Origin of the sequence: Aquimarina sp. TRL1 (assembly GCF_013365535.1) — a bacterium.
Lineage (GTDB): Bacteria > Bacteroidota > Bacteroidia > Flavobacteriales > Flavobacteriaceae > Aquimarina > Aquimarina hainanensis.
Genome location: NZ_CP053590.1, coordinates 1,922,628 through 1,944,578, shown reverse-complemented (window position 1 = coordinate 1,944,578; position 21,951 = coordinate 1,922,628). Strand labels below are relative to the sequence as shown.

The 21,951-nt window shown below is 34.9% G+C and carries 19 protein-coding genes; 5 read left to right on the top strand and 14 right to left on the bottom strand.

The window, feature by feature from the left end; all coding sequences use genetic code 11:
* Positions 1–15: 15 nt before the first annotated feature.
* The 3 genes from HN014_RS07895 to hemB form a co-directional block, all read right to left on the bottom strand.
* Positions 16–1,200, bottom strand: a complete 1,185-nt coding sequence (locus HN014_RS07895) for a 2-dehydropantoate 2-reductase N-terminal domain-containing protein (protein ID WP_176028341.1) — start codon at positions 1,198–1,200, stop codon at positions 16–18.
* A gap of 110 nt (positions 1,201–1,310) precedes the next feature.
* Complete coding sequence (locus HN014_RS07890) at positions 1,311–2,417, bottom strand: DNA alkylation repair protein (protein WP_176028340.1); 1,107 nt, start codon at positions 2,415–2,417, stop codon at positions 1,311–1,313.
* A gap of 189 nt (positions 2,418–2,606) precedes the next feature.
* Positions 2,607–3,581, bottom strand: coding sequence for a porphobilinogen synthase (hemB, locus tag HN014_RS07885; protein WP_176028339.1), 975 nt, complete (start codon positions 3,579–3,581; stop codon positions 2,607–2,609).
* A gap of 164 nt (positions 3,582–3,745) precedes the next feature.
* Here hemB and HN014_RS07880 point away from each other — a divergent pair, with 164 nt between their 5' ends.
* The 3 genes from HN014_RS07880 (at position 3,746) to HN014_RS07870 (ending at position 10,023) form a co-directional block, all read left to right on the top strand.
* Positions 3,746–4,633 carry an ABC transporter ATP-binding protein gene (locus tag HN014_RS07880; protein WP_176028338.1) on the top strand — a complete coding sequence of 296 codons (888 nt, stop codon included), beginning with the start codon at positions 3,746–3,748 and terminating at the stop codon, positions 4,631–4,633.
* A gap of 94 nt (positions 4,634–4,727) precedes the next feature.
* Entirely contained in the window at positions 4,728–8,330 is a 3,603-nt protein-coding gene (locus HN014_RS07875; RefSeq protein ID WP_176028337.1) for a M1 family aminopeptidase, read from the top strand.
* 202 nt (positions 8,331–8,532) lie between these two features.
* A complete protein-coding gene (locus HN014_RS07870; RefSeq protein ID WP_176028336.1) occupies positions 8,533–10,023 on the top strand; it encodes a carboxypeptidase-like regulatory domain-containing protein in 1,491 nt (496 codons plus the stop codon).
* 80 nt (positions 10,024–10,103) lie between these two features.
* Here HN014_RS07870 and HN014_RS07865 read toward each other — a convergent pair whose 3' ends face one another.
* The 3 genes from HN014_RS07865 to HN014_RS07855 form a co-directional block, all read right to left on the bottom strand.
* A complete protein-coding gene (locus HN014_RS07865) occupies positions 10,104–10,922 on the bottom strand; it encodes a hypothetical protein (RefSeq protein WP_176028335.1) in 819 nt (272 codons plus the stop codon).
* A 143-nt stretch (positions 10,923–11,065) separates the two neighbouring features.
* Positions 11,066–11,758, bottom strand: a complete 693-nt coding sequence (locus HN014_RS07860; protein ID WP_176028334.1) for a hypothetical protein — start codon at positions 11,756–11,758, stop codon at positions 11,066–11,068.
* A gap of 69 nt (positions 11,759–11,827) precedes the next feature.
* Positions 11,828–12,181, bottom strand: a complete 354-nt coding sequence (locus HN014_RS07855) for a hypothetical protein (protein WP_176028333.1) — start codon at positions 12,179–12,181, stop codon at positions 11,828–11,830.
* A gap of 582 nt (positions 12,182–12,763) precedes the next feature.
* Between HN014_RS07855 and HN014_RS07850 the strand changes: the two genes are divergently transcribed.
* Positions 12,764–14,140 carry a carboxypeptidase-like regulatory domain-containing protein gene (locus tag HN014_RS07850; protein WP_176028332.1) on the top strand — a complete coding sequence of 459 codons (1,377 nt, stop codon included), beginning with the start codon at positions 12,764–12,766 and terminating at the stop codon, positions 14,138–14,140.
* Here HN014_RS07850 and HN014_RS07845 read toward each other — a convergent pair.
* From HN014_RS07845 to hemA, 7 genes are all read right to left on the bottom strand, one after another.
* Entirely contained in the window at positions 14,129–14,530 is a 402-nt protein-coding gene (locus tag HN014_RS07845) for a hypothetical protein (RefSeq protein WP_176028331.1), read from the bottom strand. The genes HN014_RS07850 and HN014_RS07845 overlap by 12 nt on opposite strands.
* Positions 14,531–14,688: 158 nt before the next feature.
* On the bottom strand, positions 14,689–15,591 hold the full coding sequence (hemF, locus tag HN014_RS07840; RefSeq protein WP_176028330.1) for an oxygen-dependent coproporphyrinogen oxidase: 903 nt from the start codon (positions 15,589–15,591) through the stop codon (positions 14,689–14,691).
* Entirely contained in the window at positions 15,588–16,364 is a 777-nt protein-coding gene (locus HN014_RS07835; protein ID WP_176028329.1) for an EI24 domain-containing protein, read from the bottom strand. The genes hemF and HN014_RS07835 overlap by 4 nt, the downstream gene beginning before the upstream one ends.
* 83 nt (positions 16,365–16,447) lie before the next feature.
* A complete protein-coding gene (hemE, locus tag HN014_RS07830) occupies positions 16,448–17,476 on the bottom strand; it encodes a uroporphyrinogen decarboxylase (RefSeq protein ID WP_176028328.1) in 1,029 nt (342 codons plus the stop codon).
* A gap of 57 nt (positions 17,477–17,533) precedes the next feature.
* The gene (locus tag HN014_RS07825; RefSeq protein ID WP_176028327.1) at positions 17,534–18,202 is read right to left on the bottom strand and encodes a uroporphyrinogen-III synthase; all 669 of its coding nucleotides are present in this window, start codon (positions 18,200–18,202) and stop codon (positions 17,534–17,536) included.
* Positions 18,199–19,119: a hydroxymethylbilane synthase gene (gene hemC, locus HN014_RS07820; protein ID WP_176028326.1), complete on the bottom strand. Its 921-nt coding sequence runs from the start codon at positions 19,117–19,119 to the stop codon at positions 18,199–18,201. The genes HN014_RS07825 and hemC overlap by 4 nt, the downstream gene beginning before the upstream one ends.
* 2 nt (positions 19,120–19,121) lie before the next feature.
* Positions 19,122–20,372: a glutamyl-tRNA reductase gene (hemA, locus tag HN014_RS07815; protein ID WP_176028325.1), complete on the bottom strand. Its 1,251-nt coding sequence runs from the start codon at positions 20,370–20,372 to the stop codon at positions 19,122–19,124.
* Between the two features lie 205 nt (positions 20,373–20,577).
* On the opposite strand from hemA, the gene HN014_RS07810 reads away from it, so the two are divergent.
* Positions 20,578–21,468 carry a helix-turn-helix transcriptional regulator gene (locus HN014_RS07810; protein ID WP_176028324.1) on the top strand — a complete coding sequence of 297 codons (891 nt, stop codon included), beginning with the start codon at positions 20,578–20,580 and terminating at the stop codon, positions 21,466–21,468.
* A 101-nt stretch (positions 21,469–21,569) separates the two neighbouring features.
* Here HN014_RS07810 and HN014_RS07805 read toward each other — a convergent pair whose 3' ends face one another.
* A complete protein-coding gene (locus HN014_RS07805; protein WP_176028323.1) occupies positions 21,570–21,734 on the bottom strand; it encodes a hypothetical protein in 165 nt (54 codons plus the stop codon).
* Positions 21,735–21,951: the final 217 nt, after the last annotated feature.

The following is a 21,951-nucleotide window of genomic DNA, read 5'->3' as shown; positions in this document are numbered from 1 at the left end:
GGTCGCACAATATACTCAAAAAACAGAAGGAGACAACACCTCTTTTCTCTTGTCTTTACTTCTCATTTTTCTTTGCGCCCAGCGTGCATATTCCTTTGCAGCTTTAATAATACCTTGTTCCTGTTTGGGGTTGCATGGTAATTTTCCTAGTCTTTTTTTTAACAAATTCACCTCATCAAGTAACTGACATACAGCAGGGACACTTTCTCCTATTTCCTCTGCAAATGTTTTGAAAAAGAGCAATGTTCTTCCTGTTTCTTTTATTCTTCTATCATTTTCAGAAATCGTTACATATTGATTTTTATAGATTTCGAAAAGCATTTCTGATATTGTCCCATTTCTTATTTTTTGTAATCTATTCCTTAGCCAATCTTTAATAGTTGGAATTTTTTTATCAGCCCCCAACACCATTCCAATTTTTAACTGTTCATTGAACACTTCTTCAAATAGTATTGCATATTGGTGACGCAAGGCGTAAAGCGCTACTTTTATTTTATTTCCTTTTGCTGCTAACAATTGCTCTCCATTATCACATATGGCTGCTCCATTGATTGCTGCAATTGGAGAACCTAAAGATGCGAATAGAGGTCTCCCTCCATCTACAAATGTGTCTGTATCCTTATTAAATCCACATACCTCATTAAAAAAGTGTATCAGAATACGTCTAAGATTTTGATCTTCATAAGCTAATGGTATAGCACTTTTTACCCCTTTTATATTGATGATCTCCTCTTTCCCGTATTGTTCTTTTTCTCTCGTAGAGAACACAGGAGAATAAGCTACTATCCCCGAAAAAAAATCATCAGAAGACATCATCCAATTTGCCCCAAACACTCCCGGAAAAATCAAAAAAGGAATCTTTTTATCTTTTATGTATTCTTTTTGTTCATAGTTTAATTGATAGACATTATCATATTCAGGAAATAACCCACAATACAAAATAAGGTCTGCTTTCTTTATGAGATCATCTAAAGAATATGTTATTTCTGGTTTAAATACATCTTTTGGAGGTACGTTTATATTTTTTGCACTGTTTCGGATTTTTATGTTTTCTCTAAAAATCCCTGACTTATTTACGCTTTCTTGTTTGCTTTTATTCTTAAAAGCGATTACTTGTTTTCCTGATTTTTGAATAAAGTAACCGATGCCACAACCTACTGCACCAAGACCGATGATTCCAACTGTACTAATTTTTTTCAATGCTTCCTTTTAGTTTTAAGAGTTTATCACTCTCGAAACTAAAGGAATTAAGATTCTAAATTTTACGGAAAACCATAACCAAGTCAATTATTTATTTCCAATCATTGGTTTTATTTTACTAACAAAAACCCATGTGCTTCTTGTTCTTTTCCGTTTAAAATCAAAGAAATCTTATGCTTTCCCACATAGAATTTTCTCGTAGTAATGATCTTAAAGGATTGTTTTCTACTAATAGGAGTTACCGAGTTTCCTGCATATGATTTTTCACTGATCTTAAACACTTTTTTTGCCAGTTGCCCATTCGCCTTCATATAGTAAAGCCCGTATTCTACCCTGATTTTTATAGCATGGGAGCTGGTATTCTTTACTAAAAATGAAAAACGGAGTGCATCCCCGATAATCACCGTTGGCGTGTGTATCGTAAAATCACTGATTGTTATCATATCTACCGCTCCAAAACCAAATAACTGTAATACCTTTGTATTTCCTGCTTTCAACAATGTTCTGGAGGCATGTTTCACTACCCAATCCACCTCTTTAGAGATTCCTTTCCACTTTTGAACCAGATCAATAACGATCTCGGGATTATCCTTGGAAATATCATTAAGGTTATTGGCTACACTTCTCCGTACAGATGCTGATTCATCCGTTTTTAATTGTTCTAAAATAGCGAGAATTGGCGCTGGATTCTTTTTGAGTTCTGGTAATGCCATCGCCCAAGGCAAGCGGGGACGGCAACCTTCTGTTGCTAACCTCCTTACCATAGGATGTGTATGTGTTGACCAGAGTAGCATCTGAGAAATCGTCTTTTCGGGATATTTGATAATAAACGGACGAATTGCAAATTCACAACTGGTAAACTGTGTAATTCTTTCAATGGCTTTTATCGATATTTCATATTGTGATATCCCATACATTTCTATAAAATCTGGAAAAAACATGAATTCTATACTTTCTTCTCTAATCCCCTCTTTTTCCAGCATATCAATAACATCTGTAATTACAGCAGCCTGATCAGAAAATGTCCCTTTAAGACAGCTATGTAGCACTTCTGTTATATGACGCATTCGTTGCTTCAGCTCTTTCTTTTCCCAATCTTTATCAACTATTTTTCGGATAAACTCTTCAGCTTCAAAATACGGGACCACTTTTTTTACATAAGGAATTATCTTATTAAAAAAAGAGAGGTTGTATATGTTTTTGAATAATTCTGCCATGAATTCTTAGTCTTATTAAAGCACACAAAAAGGAATAAAAACGATCCCTTACTTAACTTACTAAAGTAGGCTTAAACGCTCTGACACTTCTGTCTTACAATTTTATAGTAGTTTCTTTTGAATACTTTGCAGGCTTTGCCCTGAGGCAGTTGCCTTCTGTCACTTCTTAAGAATGCTTCTTCTTGCTTATTATCCGATAAGTTTTACCGCATCTTTTGCAAAGTAACTCGCTATTACAGATGCTCCTGCCCTCTTCATTGCTATCAATTGTTCCATCATGACAGCATCATGATCCAACCATCCTTTTTCGGCAGCTGCTTTGATCATTGCATATTCACCACTAACTTGATATACCGCTACAGGGACATCAACCACATCTCTCACATCTCTGACAATATCCAGATAACATAATCCTGGTTTTACCATTACAATATCAGCTCCTTCATCAATATCCATCAACGTTTCTTTTATCGCCTCCTCTCTATTGGAAAAATCCATCTGATATGTTTTCTTATCTCCAAAACCGGGAGCAGAATCCAGTGCATCTCTAAATGGACCATAGAATGCGGAGGCATACTTAGCACTATAACTCATAATTCCCGTATTAAAAAAACCTTCTTTTTCTAACAAGGTTCTCATTGCGAGAATTCTACCGTCCATCATATCACTGGGTGCGACAAAATCTGCTCCTGCCTGCGCATGAGACAATGCCATTTTTGCTAAAACACCGCATGTCTTATCATTCACTATATATCCTTCTTCAACTATCCCATCATGTCCGTAAGAGGAGTATGGATCCAATGCTACATCTGTCATAACCAGCATATCGGGCGTAGCATTTTTTACGGTTTTTATGGCTTGTTGCATCAATCCATCAGGATTAACAGCTTCTGTCCCCTGGTTATCTTTGAGATGATCCGGCACTTTTACAAACAACAATACAGCTTTCAACCCCAGCGCCCATAATTCTTTTACTTCTTTTTCTAAAATATCTAAGCTATACCTGTAATAATTCGGCATAGACGGAATTTCTTCTCTAACATTTTTCCCTTCTACGACAAAAAGGGGAACTAAAAAATCATTCGGTGTAATATGTTGCTCTCTTACTAAAGATCGAATCGCCTCGTTCGTTCTCAATCTTCTGTTTCTTCGAATTTGTTGCATGAATTCCTACTATATTTTGATCTAGCAAAGATACCAATATATCTCCTATCGTCTCTATTTCTCCTCCTTAGTTTTCTCCTCTTTTAACAGTCTGAAAAACACCTGCTGTAACATAACATCAAAAATAGCGTCCAATTCATAAATTGATTCATAAAAAGAATTGTATGCTTACGATTAAAAACCTAAATAAGACATATGCCAACGGGACACAAGCATTAAATAATGTGAGTATCACCTTAGAGAAAGGAATGTTTGGTCTTCTCGGTCCTAATGGGGCAGGAAAATCTACTTTAATGAAAACGATTGCTACCTTGCAATTAGCTGATAGCGGAGCTATAACTTTTAACGACATTGACGTTTTTAAACAACCGGAGGAGCTCAGAAAAATTTTAGGATATCTCCCTCAGGATTTTGGGGTATACCCCAAAGTAACCGCAGAAATGATGTTAACTCATATTGCAAAAGTAAAAGGAATTACGAATACCAAAGAACGAAAAGAATATGTACTGGAACTTCTTAATAAAGTAAACTTATACAAATTCAGAAACAGAAACCTCGGGGATTTTTCCGGAGGGATGCGACAACGTTTTGGGATTGCACAGGCAATAATAGGAAACCCTCAGTTGATTATTGTAGATGAACCTACTGCAGGGCTTGATCCGATGGAACGAAACCGTTTTCATAATTTATTGAGCGAATTAGGAGAAAATGCTGTGGTAATTCTCAGTACGCACATTGTAGATGATGTTATTAACTTATGCCATGAGATGGCTGTCTTTAATGAAGGGAAAATTTTAGTAAAGGGAAAACCTCAGGAACTTTCTGACACACTAAATCAAAAAGTCTATTCTAAAAGCATTGAAAAATCAGCATTAGCTGATTATGAAGCCCATTATAATGTTTTGACCAATTACCTAAGGGCTGGAAAATTAAATATCAACATCTTTAGTGAGACTCCTCCAGGTGAAGGGTTTCTCCCGATAGCCAATGACCTCGAAGATTTCTATTTTTATAGTATCTCCCGCCCTAAAAAAGCACCTCTAACGCTGTAATCATTTCAGAAAAAACAGATGTATAAACATCTATTTTTCTATCAAACATGACATTTCGTGAAAAGCACCCAACTGCTTTATAAATAAAAAACTGATGAAAGAAATATTCTTATTCGAACTGCAATATAGACTGAGAAGACCTGTCACCTGGATCTATGTAACACTATGCCTTGGTATGGGAATACTGGCTGCTGTGCTTCAAAAATCCGTGACCGCAGAATTCACCAACAGCCCTAACAATATCATAGATATCATTACTATTATATCGATCCTTTCTATTTTCTTTTATGCCGCTATCATGGGGGTTCCTATTTTTCGGGATAAAGAACACCATACTGCACAGACCTATTTCACTTTCCCTATTTCTCAAAAATCCTATGTATTAGGTCGTTTTCTAGGAAGTTTTGCTATCGCATCCTTATTAAATATATGCACCACATTAGGAGTACTTATTGGTTTTGGGATTAGTATCTTTTTAGATAGACCTGATTACGGTACTTTTATGTCTTTTCATCCTTCTTCTTACCTATTGCCCTTCTTCTTTATTCTGCAAATAAATGCCTTACTCGTAGGGGCTCTTTTCTTTTGCCTGATGGCATTTTTCAAGAAGATGCCTATTATTTATCTCGGGGGGATCTTACTATTCATTCTCTACAGCATTTCTGGAAATATCCTGAATTCATTCGATAATCAATGGCTCAGCGTATACTTAGATCCTTTTGGCGGAAGAGCTTTTCGGTTTGTAAAAAAATACTGGTCCATCAATGAACTTAATTCAAATCAACTTCCGATATACGGAAAGTTTTTACTAAACAGACTTATCTGGCTTGGCATTGCATTCGGTTTGTTTTTTCTCACTCTTTTTCGCTTTAATTACAAAAGCTTTCTGTTATCCAAAAGCAAAAAGCAAAAAACCGATACGGATGCTTTTGTCTCTTCCGGGACACTCATTCCTACTCAAAAATTTGATAAGAAAACAAACATCAATAACTTAGTATCATTAACCAAAATAGAGTTTTTATCAATTGTTAAAGATCCTATTTTCAGCATTCTTTTAATTATCGGGGGGATTATTGCAATTTTTACTACCTATTTATCCAATAAAACCTACGAAACACCAAATCTACCCCTGACCAGATTTATGGTAGAAAAGCTTTCGGGAGGTGTCACTTTATTAGCTATTGTTATATTGATCATTTATGCAGGAGAAGCAGTTCACCGAACCCGAAAAAACAAAACATTTGTTTTTTATGATGCGTTGCCTATCAAAAACACCAGTCTTTATCTTTCCAAGATCCTTTCCCTATCAGGTATTGCTGTTTTACTAGTCTTTGCTAATATTTTATTAGGGTTGCTCTATCAGACTTTCTTAGGATACACCAAGTATGAACTGGGAATGTATTTTACCTTTTATTTCACATCCGTTCTCCCTGCCTATCTCATTACACTTTTTTTAGCATTTTTTATTCATGTTATTGTAAACAATAAATTTTTAGGTCACTTTATCATCATTGCCATCTATATTGGACTCCCAATGTTGGTTTCTCTTGGTTTTAAAAGCAACAACCCTTTATTACTATTTGGGAATACCACCCCCAGCTTTGTCAGCGACTTGAATGGTTTTGGTCATTACTTAAAAGGCACTATGTGGATGAATGCATATTGGCTATCCCTAACTTTATTGTTAGTCATCATAGGAAAGTTGTTTTGGACTCGTGGTTTCTTTTCTTCCGGAAAAGAACGTTTAACGCTAGCGAAAAACCGGTTTTCGATACAAACTGGTTTAGGTCTATGTCTGGCATTAATTTCTTTTATTGCCATTACAGGTTTTTGCTATTACAACCTAAAAGTTCTCAATAAAATTCACGGAGAAGAATACAATAATTTAGTTCAGGTAGAAGCTGAGAAAAAATACTCAAAATACCTGGATAAAGCACATCCTCAGGTCACGGATTTAAAAGTGGCTATTGATCTTTTCCCAAAAAAAAGAAGTGTTGCGGCAAAAGGGGTATATACAATCACCAATAATTATCCTACCCCCATTGATACACTGTTTATGGAAATCACCTATCCGGGGGCAAATACCAAACTGACCAAAGTAACGTATAACAATACGGTACTATCCCCTGCAATACAAGATAGTGTTTATAGAGTTTCCATATATAAATTACCCAAACCACTACTTCCTGGCACCAAGGCTTCTTTAGTGGTGGAAGTTTCCTCTGAAGCTAAAGGATTTGCTAATCAACTGGAAAAAGAAATTCTATACAATGGCTCCTTTATAAACAGTTCTATTTTCCCTAGATTCTACTATGAAAGAAGCCTGGTAGACAATGGAATCAGAAGAAAACACGGACTGGAAAAACTAGAGTATCTGTTTCCTCCCAGAACAGATTCTGCTGCTCTAAAAAAGAATTTGTTTAATGAAGATGCTAATTATCTAAATTTCGAAGCAACCATTAGTACGGTTAAGGATCAGATTGCTATTGCTCCCGGAATTTTAAAAAAACAATGGACAAAAGACGAACGAGCGTATTATCAATATCAGTTAGAGTCTCCTACCGATTTATTCTTTAATGTCGTATCTGCTTCTTATGATACCGAAAAGGCTAATTGGATATCCCCCAAAGGAAAAGAAGTGGCTATTGAGATCTATCACTCTCCAAAACACAAAAGAAATCTGAAGCATTTTATTAATGGAGTCAAGGCAGCTCTGGACTACTGTTCTAAAAACTTTTATGAATATCCTAATTCTGTGATTCGAATTGTAGAGTTTCCTGCCTATGCTACTTTTGCACAATCTTTTGCTACTACTATTCCTTACTCAGAAGATTTTGGGTTTGTAGCTGATTTTGACAAGGCAGAAGATTTTAATTATGCATTCCGGGTAACTACTCATGAAGTTGCACATCAATGGTGGGGGCATATTGTTACTCCTAGTAAAACCTCTGGAGCTAATATTATCTCAGAAACACTGGCAGAATATACTTCGCTCATGACAATGAAACATGAATATGGAGAACACGGAATCAAAAATTTTCTCAAATACTCTCTTGATAATTACCTAAGAAGCCGAAGTTTCAGTCTTAAACCCGAACGATCTCTTCTCAATGTAGAAATCGGTCAACATATCTGGTATAGAAAAGGATCTATGATTATGTACGAATTACAGGACTTGATTGGAGAAGAAAAAATGAATCAGGCACTGCAATCTTTTCTTATGGAATACAAGTATTTTGAAAAAGGGGTATACCCAACCTCTGAAAATCTTTATCACGCCATCAGAGACATCACACCTGACTCTCTAAAATATGCAGTAGATGACGGATTCAAAGAGATTGTTTTATACGAAAACAGGGTTACTAAAGCGACTACTAAAAAGCTGGAAGACGACACCTATGAAACCACCTTTACCGTCGATTCTAAAAAAACATACTACAGCGATAGTGGTAAGGAAATAAAAACAGACACAAACACCAACTATATAGAGATTGGTCTTTTTGGAGAGGATATCACCGATGCAGAAGATGTGCCTATTAAAAACCCGTATTATCTGAATAGAAAATGGCTGTCTCCCGGAGAAAACACCTTTACAATTATCACTGATAAAAAACCGGTAAAAGCAGGCATTGACCCTTATAATAAACTCATTGACAGAACATCAGGAGATAATCTAAAAAATGTTGATGAATTATAATTTTTTATACTAACTTACAGACAAACACTATCTCATAATAAGGGAATCCCTTATTGAATAGTTGTCTCTTGAGAATCACGATTAAAAAGCGCTGTTTTAGTCGTGATTTTCTATTTATGACATTTTTATACCAGGCTTCATGTAACAAATTCATTCCCAATCAGTCTTCTGTATATCATCATCAATCAAAATACCATCCATTATGAAAAAAATTACGGGTTCCTTACTAATATTATTCCTCTTCTTGTCTACTATCTCTTTTTCTCAGACAATTACCTCGAGAGTAATTGACCAAAAAACAGGAGCCCCAATTCCATATGCTACTATTGAGTTTTTTCCTAATGAAGGAGTGATTACTAATGAAGAAGGTATGTTTAGTTATACGATCTCTAAAAAGCACACTCCCCAAGATTCGATTTACATCTCTTCTATGGGATACGAAAAAACGGCTGTCGCTTTTCACATTCCAATCGACAGTATTATTGCCATAGCTCCAAAAACGATTGAACTCAGCCGTGTATTTATCTCTAACAAACATCTAAGCGCAGCGGAAATCATAGAAAAAACAACAGAACGACTACAAGAAAATTACAATACGTCGCTTACTCACAAAAGATTGTTTTTAAGAAACTCCGATTTTACAAACCTGAGTAAATTAGATGTCGACTTCAAAAAATCAACCATAGAAGAGTTTAATAAAGCATTTGTGGATAGTGTAATTACCACCATCCCACAAAAAACATCGTATTACACAGAAATTTTAGGGGATTTATACGGCAATAAGAATACACAAAAACTATCCATCATCAAAGCAGCAGAACTATATGATAAAAACAATACCGGGTCGTTGGAAGAAATGGGCAAAAAGATAGAAACCATCTTTAAAAACAATGTAAAAAAAGACTCTTATTTAAAATTTAAATCCGGGATCTTTAGTCAGAAAGTCCAGGTAGACTCAATTATAGAGCATGAGAAAGAAGCCGCTGCGGTTAAAGAAGCTATCGATTCCCCAAATAAAAATAATGGCTTTTTTATTTCCAGTAAAAGCAACATCAATCAACTCTTCTCTAAGCTGTTTATTCACGGAGCATCCAAACTAAATATTTTAGAAAAACCGGGAAGGTATCATTTCTCCTTAAAGGACTATACCTATATAGACGATAACAGTGTATATATTATCGAATTCACCCCTAAAAGGAGGGGAGATTTTAAAGGAACGTTATATATTAACACAGAAGATTTTGCGGTGGTTCGTATCGATTATGAAAACACCCGATTATTAAAAAGCTTTAAACTATTGGGACTTATGTTTCAGGAAACTACCTATAAAGGGAAGTTACTGTTTTCAAAGAACGCAAACCAAAAATACGATCTTCGTTTTATGGAAAAGATTACCGGAGAAAAGTTTGGTGTAAACCGTCCTTTAAAAATCATCGAAAAGAACAAGTTCGTCTCAGGAAAAAGAAAACAGAACGAATTATCATTAGGGATTGACATGGTTATGTCTACCATATATAAATCAGAGCTTGTCGTCTTTAATTCTGAGAACATCGATCAAGCTACTTATGATACTCATAAAGAAAACAAGAATAGCAAACCTACGTATTTATCAAAATATACGCCTGAGTTTTGGGAAGGATATAATATTATAGAACCAAATACTGCGATCAAAGCTTTTAAAGTTCTGGATTAAGTAAACCACCTCGAAGCAAGTCCTTTGGCAGTACCGATAAAAAGTGAGGAATAATATATCGCTATTCCTCATTCTTTTCTTCAGCTCACAGGGCTTATTTTTTTATCAGAGGGTACAAGTTTTTGCACCCATGGTTTTTTCTTCAACTTCTCTAGTTGAGATACCCAAAATTTATTACTGATAAACATCCCCTGCAATGCTATGAATAGGAGTTGAAAATCATATAGCATCATCAAAACAGCAATACTGAGGTGCAAACCTATGGCACTGACAATAAATAATACCTTTGTTTCTTTGAACCATACCAATACGGGATAAAATAATTCGACAAGAATTGTCCCATAAGTGGATAAGGTCACAAGAATCCCATTTTTAGCCAGCCATTTATTTATAGACGTATCCCCACCAAAGCGTTCTAGTGATAATGTTTGGTACGTTGCAATTCCATTAAACCATACATCTGCATGAATTTTATGCATTGCAGAAACGAAATATACCAAACACAGATGTACACAGATAGAATACCCTCCTAGGTTGGATAAAAAATGAGAAAACCTGGTTACAGATTGACTTTTAAACTGCTGTTTATTAATGGAAAAATATTCATACGAGTTAATAAAAACCATATACAATAACACGAACTTCAGCAAGTTGTCTCCTCCGTTAAGTGTAATCCAGGTAAAATTCTGAATCACTTCGTAGAACATACATAAAAACAAAGCGGTCAGGTTTTTTCCTACTCCAAAAAAATACAAAACGATCAGGATTATATATATTCCATTAAAGATTTCGAAATGATCTCGCACCAACGCTGTTGAGATCCCCAATAATTCCAGCAGCGTAGAATCCCCCGACTCCAGATACATAGTTCCTTTATAAAAAAGGTCTTTGAAATTCATTGTTATAACAACATCCTTTAGCAGATATAAACATATAAATATTCTTAGGCAAGCTGTATAAAAAGAAAAATTATGCTGAATGGTCAACCTATCAATTATGCGATCTAAAAAAAATTGTTTCGTCTTCATTGTTACTTTATTATTTATAGTTGAACGTGCTGACTATAGGGATCAAACACTCTTTTTTTAAATAGGGTAGGATCAGACAAGTCAAATAATCTGCTCTTAAACACGAGTTCTTCTTTTAGTTCCAGCTCTTTTTTATGTCGATCGACAAACTTAGGAATAGGCACTTTTGCATACTCCAGAGAAATCAAATATTTATTTAGATCTATACCTTTTTCCAGGGCTATTTCTCTTGAGTATTTCAGCAGTGTATTAAAATGGCCTGTCGCCTGAACTCCTTCAATCAGAATATTTTCTTTTTCTTTTTCTGTCAAGGTATCTTTAGTTTCCAGATACGATACAGTTTCATTTAGAGACACCATCTTATTATTAAGACTTACTGTAGAACTGGATATCACATAATCCATAATATCATCCTTAGAATTAAATGGAGCCTTTTGGACCTTTCTTTCAATAATAGGAGTGACTAACTCTAGTACTTTGGCAACCGTACTATCTTGCTTATCATAAATAACACAGTACAATCGTTCATTGGTATTCGGTGGGGGAGCAAAAAAACTCCAATTTTGATAAAAAAAAGTTTTGAAAACACTCTCCTCTTCCATGAGTTTAATTTTCATATAATTATCAGGCGCATTAAAAAAAATAGTCGCTCCCCAATACAATGAAAACACTAAAAACGTAGTATAATATATTGTCTTTTGTTTCATAACAGACTGAAATAAAATAATTACAAACAAAAAAGAGAAGCCTATAAACAGCTTCTCTTTTGCTATCTCCTATTTATCTAAAGAACTAAGCTTATGGTGCATCACCTCTGCTATAGTACCTCCAGTATTTTCTGGAGCAACCCAAACTGTACGAATGTACTGAGTCGCCTCCCGAACATAATGTGGAGTCACCTCTCTTGTTACCACATATTGTCTCTCTGCCCATCTATAGGCTCTACGTGTGGCACGCACTACTGCTGTTCTAAAAGCAACTGGTTGAACATTGGTATCTTGATCAACAAACTCATAAGCAACTTCTTTTGTTTCTCCCAGAGAAACCTGATCTGCTTTAAAACTAAATATGGTAAAAACAACTGCACTCACTAGAGCAACTGTCAACACTTTATTTGAAAAAAAATTCATAATAATTAAATTAATGTGTGAATGATTCCTTAATTAACGTATTCAGGATTTACGCCTTTTTTTTATGTGATTTATAAGGTATCACAAGAAATAACATTAAAAATATCAACCGGTTAAAAGCTATTCCTTACTTATAAAATTATTAGGATCCCTAACAAAAAAACGTTAACGATTTCATAAAAATAGTGATCGCCTTTTTTTAACAAAATCCAATTTTGTAGGAAAAATTTCGGAAAACCGCAGTATACTTTAATCCCTAATTTTGAAGAAAAAAAAATCAAAAAAATTGACTCCTAAAGTTTGTGGTATTGACACAAAAACACCTTCCTAACAACCATTAATAAACACTATATCAAATAACTACACATAAAAACTAACACGAGGTTACTTATAGTATACAAAGAGAATTTATCAGAAAATCACATGTTGTAAATATTACTTATCTATAAAAAACCTTCCGTATGTTCTCACAAAAAAACATTTTAAACTATATAGCATTCCTTTTTCTACAAAAGGAAAAACGTGCAACAAACAACAGTATGTATTGTCCTTTTTTTTGAAAAAACAATAGCACTTCACTCTATGAGAATATCTCTTCTGAGCATCGCAATCTTCATGTATACTATACAGGTGTCATCTCAGACAATACGATCTAAAATAATTGATGGAAAAACAAAATTACCTATACCATTTGCTACAATAACGACAAAAGATCAAAAAGAAGGAACCATTAGCAATGATGATGGCACTTTTACCCTTTCACTTCCTGCTAACTATGGTATGAATGCTTCTATTCATATTGCTTCTTTAGGGTATATCACTTCAAAAAGGAAAATTAAAGAGATCCCTGGTGTCATTTCATTGTTTCCTGAAACAATTGCCCTGGAGAGTGTCTTCATTTCTGATAAAAAATTAACCGCTGATGAAATTATCTCAAAAACAAAAAATAAACTTTCCAGCAATTATTCAAAAAATCAAACCACCACGAGTCTAATTCATATAAAGACAGCAGAAAAAACTACGATAAACAACCTTAGAATCCGGCTAAAACAATCTTCTATTTCCGAAATAGATCAAAACTATATTGACAGTCTTATTTCTTCATACCCTAAAACACTAAAATATTACAATACAGCCACCGGCACCTACCTTTCTTCTCTTTACAAAAGCAAATTAGTTCTGAATACAGGAACTGAAACATACAATAAAGAAGCTCATAAAAAAGCTGCGCGCATCTTTCGCGATTTCTCAGAAACATTAAAAAGAAGTATGCTTTCTAATTCTAAATTAAAAACCAAATCTGGTCTTATTAGTACAACTCAGCATATCGATTCCATTATCCGACAGAACGATTATAGTTTCCATGAAAAATGCAAATATGCTATACGAAGAAGCTTTTCTTACGATCTGGTCAGAGAAGGGTATTATCTCGACATATTAAGCAAATCCAGACGGTATGTATTCCAGCGACTGCAAGATACCACCATCCATACCATTCCTTTGTACCAAATTCAATTTTCTCCCGGAAGAAAGGGTAAATTTAAAGGAACTCTTTTTATTAACCCTTCTGATTACGCCATTGTGAAATTCAATTTTGAAAATACCAAACCTCTTTTCAAAACGAACTTCTTAGGGTATATGGATCAGGAAAATATCTATAAAGGATTTACTCAATTTCATAAAACAGCTGACGGAGTATATCACCTGCAACATGGCTCTTTAATTTTTGGAAAGATCACTGGTATAAATAAGAACCTGCACCTTATTGAAAAGAATAAAAAAGCAATTCAAAAAGGACAAAAAATAAAGCTCAATGTCCACTCACTGATTTCTTCTCTTTCCTCTTTCGAGATAACCATATCAGACAAAGAACCAATACAAGAAACTTTTTTTAATCTGACAGCAGAAAACCGTGATTTTACAGCTCGATTTATCGCTACGAAAGATTCAGTCCACTAATTTTAAAAATGAAAGCAGCTCCATGAACCTTTCTTCACCTAGCTGTTTTGGGTACATCCTTATTTTATAAGCTGTATTATATACCTTATAATAGGCACTTTTATCTGAGGTTATATCGTTTTGATGATCATCCAACAGTTCCTGAATAAAGCGGTTAATTAATACTACTTCCTGATAGGTAACCTCTCTTCTGTAGGTAGGAGCTTCACTCTTATAGACTAAATAATCATTGACAAAACTTAAGGATTTTTCGTTTCCTTCTGAATTAATAAAGGCAAAAGTAAAATCTTTTGATTCAAAAATTTTATTGATGTTATCTGTGGTAGGAGGCAACTCGATAGCGCATCCACATATAACTACTGCCAGAAAAACAAAAATAGAAGTTCTCATACCCGAATTCTTTAAGGATACCACCAGACAATCTCAACGCATGATCAACTCCGTAAACTACTCCAGACAAGCCTCGAGGCATTATACTCTTTCTAGCGGCACCAATAAAGTTACCAAAAATATATCAGGAGCTCTCTTTATTAACGATAATTATGATATTACACCCATGTTCTCGGTGCTTTTAGCACAGAAATCAGGTCATTCTCACTACTTCCTTCTTCGGGATGGTGATCATATCGCCATTGTACTCTGGGGGGAAGACTCATCAAGATACTTTCGATACGTCCGTTTGTTTTTAACCCGAATAAAGTACCCTTATCATGGACAAGGTTAAACTCCACATATCGTCCTCTTCTGATCTCCTGCCAATCGATTTGTTCCTGGGTAAACGGAAGTTCTTTTCTTCTCTCTACAATAGGACAATACGCCTGCAAAAAACTATTTCCTACTTCCGTAACAAAGGCATACCAGTCTTCCATTGTTTTTGTTTCTGTTTTCTTACAGTAGTCAAAAAACAATCCTCCTACTCCTCTTGCTTCTCCTCGATGCGCGTTATAAAAATAGGTATCACATTTTTCTTTATACGCAGGATAAAAAGTAGTATCATGTTTATCACAAGCATCTTTGCACACCTGATGAAAATGTTGCGCATCTTCCTCGAACAGATAATAAGGTGTTAAGTCCTGCCCTCCTCCAAACCAGCTATCGACAATAGCTCCTTGTTTGTCATACATTTCAAAATATCTCCAATTAGCATGTACTGTAGGTACCATTGGACTTTTGGGATGGATTACCAGAGATAACCCACAGGCAAAAAAATCTACATCTCCAACCTTGAAATACTGCTGCATTGTCTTTGGTAATGGTCCGTGTACTGCCGAAATATTCACTCCCCCTTTCTCAAAAACAGCTCCATTCTCTATCACTCTTGTTCTTCCTCCTCCACCTTCTGCCCGCTCCCAAATATCTTGTTTAAAGGTAGCTTTCCCATCTATCTTCTCTAAAGAAGCTGTTATAGTATCCTGTAACTCCTGAATATATTGATAAAATTTTTCTTTCATATTTCTTTAGTTTCCAAGGTGGTTCCTTCAAATTTTTTCTCATTTTTCAATACCCGTACCGTTTCTGTAGAAGCGGCTACCACCGAAATGGGTAATGTAAAAATAAATCCCAGTACTGGAATAAATAACATCAGCATAAACAGAAGACCATTTCCTATGGCTACTCCTCTATGTTTTCTGACAAATTCGATACTGTCTTTATATGAAAAATGTCGTTCCATTGTATAATCCATATTCCCAAAACCAACATAGTACGCCTGTACTACAAAAATCAAAATTGTAGCGACTATCCCAACCACAGGAATCAGACTTAAAACAACAAGGGGTAAAATAAAAATGAGCTCTCGTATCAGGTTTCTTATATTGATCCTAATTCCTCTTAATAATTGTGCTCTAAAGGTTGTCTGTCTGTGTATATGTGATATATCTCCGACCAAATGCCGTTCTACTTTCTCAGAAACCGGACTCATAAATGGTGCTGATAAAGCCATTACAATATGCTTATACACGACAATTCCCATTACAATAACAAGAAAGCCTCCCAGGTACACACTGATAGAAGTAAATGTTTCTTTTCCATATTCCCATACCCATATTTTGGATATGAGCATTCCTAACGGAGAAGCCAGAAAATATGCCAATGCAATAAAAACACCTCCCAACAGAAAACTGATCAAAATCGGAATTGCAAAATACTTCCACAATTTCAATTTTGAGATTAACGATACTGTCCCAAAATAAGATTTAATTCCAGATAAAATGTTTTTAAACATATATTACTTCGTAATTGATAAACAAAAAAGCCCCTTATAAAATGGATACAAAAACAGTCGATTTATACTATAATTCGCATCTGTTAGTATGTTCCATACTCTTTGACCGCATCTACAAAAGCTCTGGCATTATCCACAGGAATATTGGGTAAAATACCATGTCCTAAATTAGCAATATATCGATCTTTGCCAAATGCATCAATCATCTGCTTAACCATCTTTTTAATCTCTCCCGGAGGCGATAATAATCTCGAAGGATCAAAATTTCCTTGTAGTGTAATATTCCCTCCACTTAAATATCTCGCATTTCTGGCTGAGCATGTCCAGTCTACTCCAATAGCTGAAGCTCCTGATTCTGCCATTTCTTTTAATGCAAACCAACATCCTTTTCCGAAAACAATAACTTCAGTTTCATCTTTTAAGGCATCTACAATCTGCTGGATGTATTTCCACGAAAACTCTTGATAATCTACCGGGGATAACATTCCTCCCCAACTATCAAAAATTTGCACTGCATTTACTCCTGTCGCTACTTTGGCTTTTAGATATGCTATGGTAGTATCTGTAATTTTTTGTAATAATTTATGCGCTGCTTGAGGCTGAGAAAAACACAATCCTTTTGCCTGATCAAAGTTTTTAGATCCCTGTCCTTGTACTGCATAACATAAAATAGTCCATGGAGAACCTGCAAAACCAATTAAAGGAACTCTGTTGTCCAATTGTTCTTTTGTCAACTTAATTGCGTCAAAAACATACCCCAGTTCTTCGTGCACATCCGGTACAACTACCTTATCTACGTCTGCCATAGTACGAACCGGATTAGGCAACCATGGTCCGACACCATCTTTCATCTCTACTTCAATGTTCATTGCCTGTGGTATCACCAGGATATCACTAAACAGAATTGCTGCATCCGGACCAATAATATCTATAGGCTGTACCGTGATCTCTGCCGCTAATTCCGGAGTTCTACATCTTGTAAAAAAATCATACTTTTCTTTTAGTGCTCTGAACTCAGGTAAATACCTTCCTGCCTGACGCATCATCCATACTGGAGGTCTTGATACTGTTTCTCCCTTTAACGCTCTTAAAAATAAATCGTTCTTTATCATTTCTCTTCTGATACTGCATATGCAGCATATATTTTATTAATTATTTTTTTATTCCTTTCACTTATCTACACCATTACTGATGAAGTAAAGTACCTGATCAAGTACTCCTTCCACTGTTGGAGTATTGGCTACTACCACCATATCAGTGTGTTTTTTTGCCTCCGAAGCAGTGGTATTGCCAATACAAAATACCAGGGTATTCTGTAGATTATTTTTTCTTACAAAACTCTTAACTCCTGATGGGCTAAAAAACAAAACAACATCAAATTGTGTATCAAACTCCTTAATGATTTTACTGGTAGTATAGGTCACCACCTCATCAAACTTCACCTTATTTGCTAACAAAATCGCCGGCAATTCATCTCTTCTTTCTTTTCCACAAAAAAAGGTAAACTGTTCTCCTCTGTATTTTTCTACCAATCTCTCTGCCAGATTTCGTGCATTACGCTCGGTAACCGCTACCTGAATAGCCTGTGTTTCTAATCTTTTTTTTGTTTTTTCTCCTACACAAAAAGCAGTTTCAACCTGTATTCTTTTTTTTAAAACGGAATTGACCGAATTTACACTTGTGAAAATTCCATTTTTCACAAAACTGCTATATTCAAAATCAATAAACGTTATTTTTATGGCACTATATTCAGAATACCTAACCTTTTGCTGAAATAGCTGGTGTAATTGTTCTTTTTTCAGCTTTTTAGTAGATAATATGCTTAGGTATTCATTCAATCTTTCTTAAGAATTTCTTTTATTTCTTTCATTAATTCCTTCCCTCCTTCATCCAACAGTTTCTCTGCCAGTTTTTTTCCCAAGCCTTCGTGTTTTCCTAAAGAAAATGTTTCTTCTACCTGAATTTTTTGAGTTCCGTCAAGACTAAACAACGCTCCTTCAAACCGGTATTCCACATCATTTACTTTACTCGCTAATGCACCAATAGGAGCGGTACACCCTCCTTCTAAAGTGCGTAGAAAATCTCGTTCTATAGCTACACATTCTTGTGTTTCTTTATCGTTTAGAAGCGATAGTGCTTCCAGACAAAATGCATCTTCTTCTTTTGCTACAACTAACATTGCTCCCTGAGCAGGTGCTGGAATCATCCAGTCCAAATCTATAAAATTATCAGGAGTAAGATTAATTCTCTGTAGACCCGCTGCGGCAAAAATGGCACCATTCCAATCATTGTCTTCTAACTTCTTCATTCTGGTATTGACATTTCCTCGAAGATCCACTACTGTATGCTCAGGATATCGATGAAGCCATTGCGCTTTTCTTCGAAGGCTTCCTGTAGCAATTATTCCTTTATTATCTAAGAAATCCAGTCCTTTATGCACCAAAATATCTTGCGTTGCAGCTCTTTTTAACACTGCTGCTTCGACAATTCCTTTGGGTAAGGCCGTAGGCACATCTTTCATGGAGTGTACTGCAATATCAATATCCCCATTAAGCATAGCAACATCCAATGTTTTAGTAAAAATACCTGTAATTCCTAATTCATAAAGGGGTTTATCCAGTACAATATCTCCTGTAGACTTAACAGGAACTAATGTGGTTGTATACCCTGATTTCTCGAGCTGCTCTCTAACAGTATTCGCTTGCCATAAGGCAAGTTCACTATCTCTGGTTCCGATACGAATAGTTCTTGTCAAAATTATTGCTTTTGAAGTTGAAATACCTTTTTTATCAGCTCAATACTTTCATCTGCCGAAATATTTTCATCTTTAAGATGATTAGCAAAATGATTGGTGATTTTTTGGATAATTCGATCGCTAATAATCGTTGCCTGTTCTTCATTAAAATCAGAAATCTTCTTTCTTTGAAGTTCTATTTCAGAGTCCTTAAACGTGGATAGTTTATTTTTTAACGCTTTGATGGTTGGTGCAAATTTTCTGGTTTGCAGCCAACTATCGAATTCCTCTTTTATTTCTTCAATAATGGCCTCTGCTTGAGGAATATATTGTTTTCTTTTCTCCAGCGTATCATCTGTCATCTTAGACAAGTAATCCAAATGGATAAGAGAAACTGCTGCATGTTCTTCTACGTCTGCAGCTACATTTCTGGGAATCGATAAATCCAAAATCAATAGTGGTTTTTCTCTATTGATCATCTCTTTTGTAATGGTAGGTTTATGCGCTCCTGTAGCAACAATCAGTATATCTGCCGTATTTACTTCTTCTTCCAGATTCTCATAATCTTTTACGATCAGATTAAACTTACCAGCGATTTTTTCTGCCTTATCTTTTGTTCTGTTAACCAGAACAATATGATCATTCTTAGTATGTTTAATAAGGTTTTCACATGTATTCCGTCCGATTTTTCCCGTTCCGAATAACAAGATTTTCTTATGAGAAATATCCTGTACATTATTTAGCATATATTGTACTGAAGCAAACGAAACAGAAGTAGCGCCTGAAGAAATTTGCGTTTCATTTTTAACGCGTTTGCTTGCCTGAATAACTGCATTGATCAAACGCTCTAAAAATGGATTGGTCATACCTTCTTGCTTAGAGGTTTTAAACCCTTTCTTTAATTGACTGATAATTTCAAAATCTCCCAAAATCTGACTATCCAATCCTGTCCCTACTCTAAATAAATGATGAACTGCCTTACTATTTTTATGTACATAAGCCACTTTCTCGAATTCTTCTATCGTTCCTTGCGTATGTTCACATAGTAATTTTATCAGCTGAAAAGGGTGTTGAGCAAATCCGTGTAGTTCTGTACGATTACAAGTCGAAGTAACAAGTAATACCTCTATACCTTGTTTTTTAGCTTCATTAAGAATTGTGACTTTAGCATCTTCTGGGATACTAAAATGACCTCTTGTTTCTGCATCAGCCTTCTTGTAGCTCAATCCAATCGTATAAAAACTCGCTCCTTTTGCTCTTAACTGGGACTCCATTAATCGTATTCTATATTTTTCCTTTACAAAAGTATTCCTCTTCCTTTGTAAAAAATAACGCCAGAGGAATTTAAAATAACGCAAAGGTGGTTTTCTGAGGTTATTTCTACCTAATAATCATAAAAATCCCTTATTTTTGTAGGGATTCCAACGATTTTCGGTTTCACAGTTTAGACTCATTCTAAATAGATAATATTTTATAACGATGGAAATTGAATTAAAAAATAACGCTCCAGGGATTTTAGAAGAAACAAAAATAGAAGAAGGCTTTTTCATTTTGAAATTCCAAAATAAAACCGATAACAGTCAATGTGTTATACGTGAAATAGACAGTAGTTTTATTCAATTTCATTTTTGTTTAAAAGGAAGTACCAAATTCAATTTCAACAATGGAAGCTATGCTATCGGGCTAACTAAAGATCATTCTTTACTTCTTTATAATCCGCAACGGGATTTGCCAATGAACCTGGAAATGGAAAAAGGTTCGGCACTGATATCTATTTTGATCTCTATTCAAAAGTTTCATTCTCTTTTTTCTAAAGAAGCTGACTACATTCCTTTTTTAGGTGTAGGAAACCGTGACAAAAAATACTATTCTGATGGAGTTACTTCTCCTTCGATGTCTGTAGTACTTAATCAAATCATCAATTACAGCCTACACCAATCTATTAAACAATTATATTTTAAAGGAAAGATATATGAACTATTAAGTCTCTATTTCAACAGAACAGAAGATACCGATATAGAGCAATGCCCTTTTCTGGTAGACGAAGAAAATGTTTTGAAAATAAGAAAGGCTAAAGAAATTATTATTGCCCGAATGGCAGAACCTCCTACACTTCAGGAATTATCTAATGAAATAGGACTTTCTTTGAAAAAATTAAAAGATGGTTTTAAGCAAATTTACGGAGAGCCTGTTTACAGTTTCCTTTTTGATTATAAGATGGAAATGGCACGAAAACTTCTAGCTTCTGGAAGTTATAATGTCAATGAGGTCGGTCTAAAAGTAGGCTATAGTACAGCAAGTCATTTTATCGCAGCGTTTAAAAAGAAGTTCGGAACAACACCTAAAAAATACATTACCAGTTTAAGCTAATTATTTTTATCTGACAATCGAAATGTTACTACACAATGGTTTCTTAGAAAAGAAAAATTCATTTCTAATGTAATCCTTCATGTATTCCTACTAAGATTGTTTTATTTAGGAATCCCTTCTCCTTTTTGCAGAGAAACAATCGAATCATACATTCCTTTATCACCTTCTGTCTCATCATTAATTACGGAAACAAATTCGAACTGATCTAATAGCTCTAAAAGAAAAGGCAGTTTTTCTTTCTCTACATCTAAAATTATTCTTTTCATTGCTTTCTGTTTTTATGTTCTAAAAATACTAATTTCTACACATCCAGCTATTACTTCCTCTGGTTTTAACGAAAAATATGTTTTCATTAGCACATAATACTTTGCCCAAGATGCTATTTATCAATTATTTCTTAATACCATCATTAATAAGTCTTATTACTTTTTCACTACAATACAACCAATAGTTTGTATTTTTGCCTCATTAAAATTGTTTTTG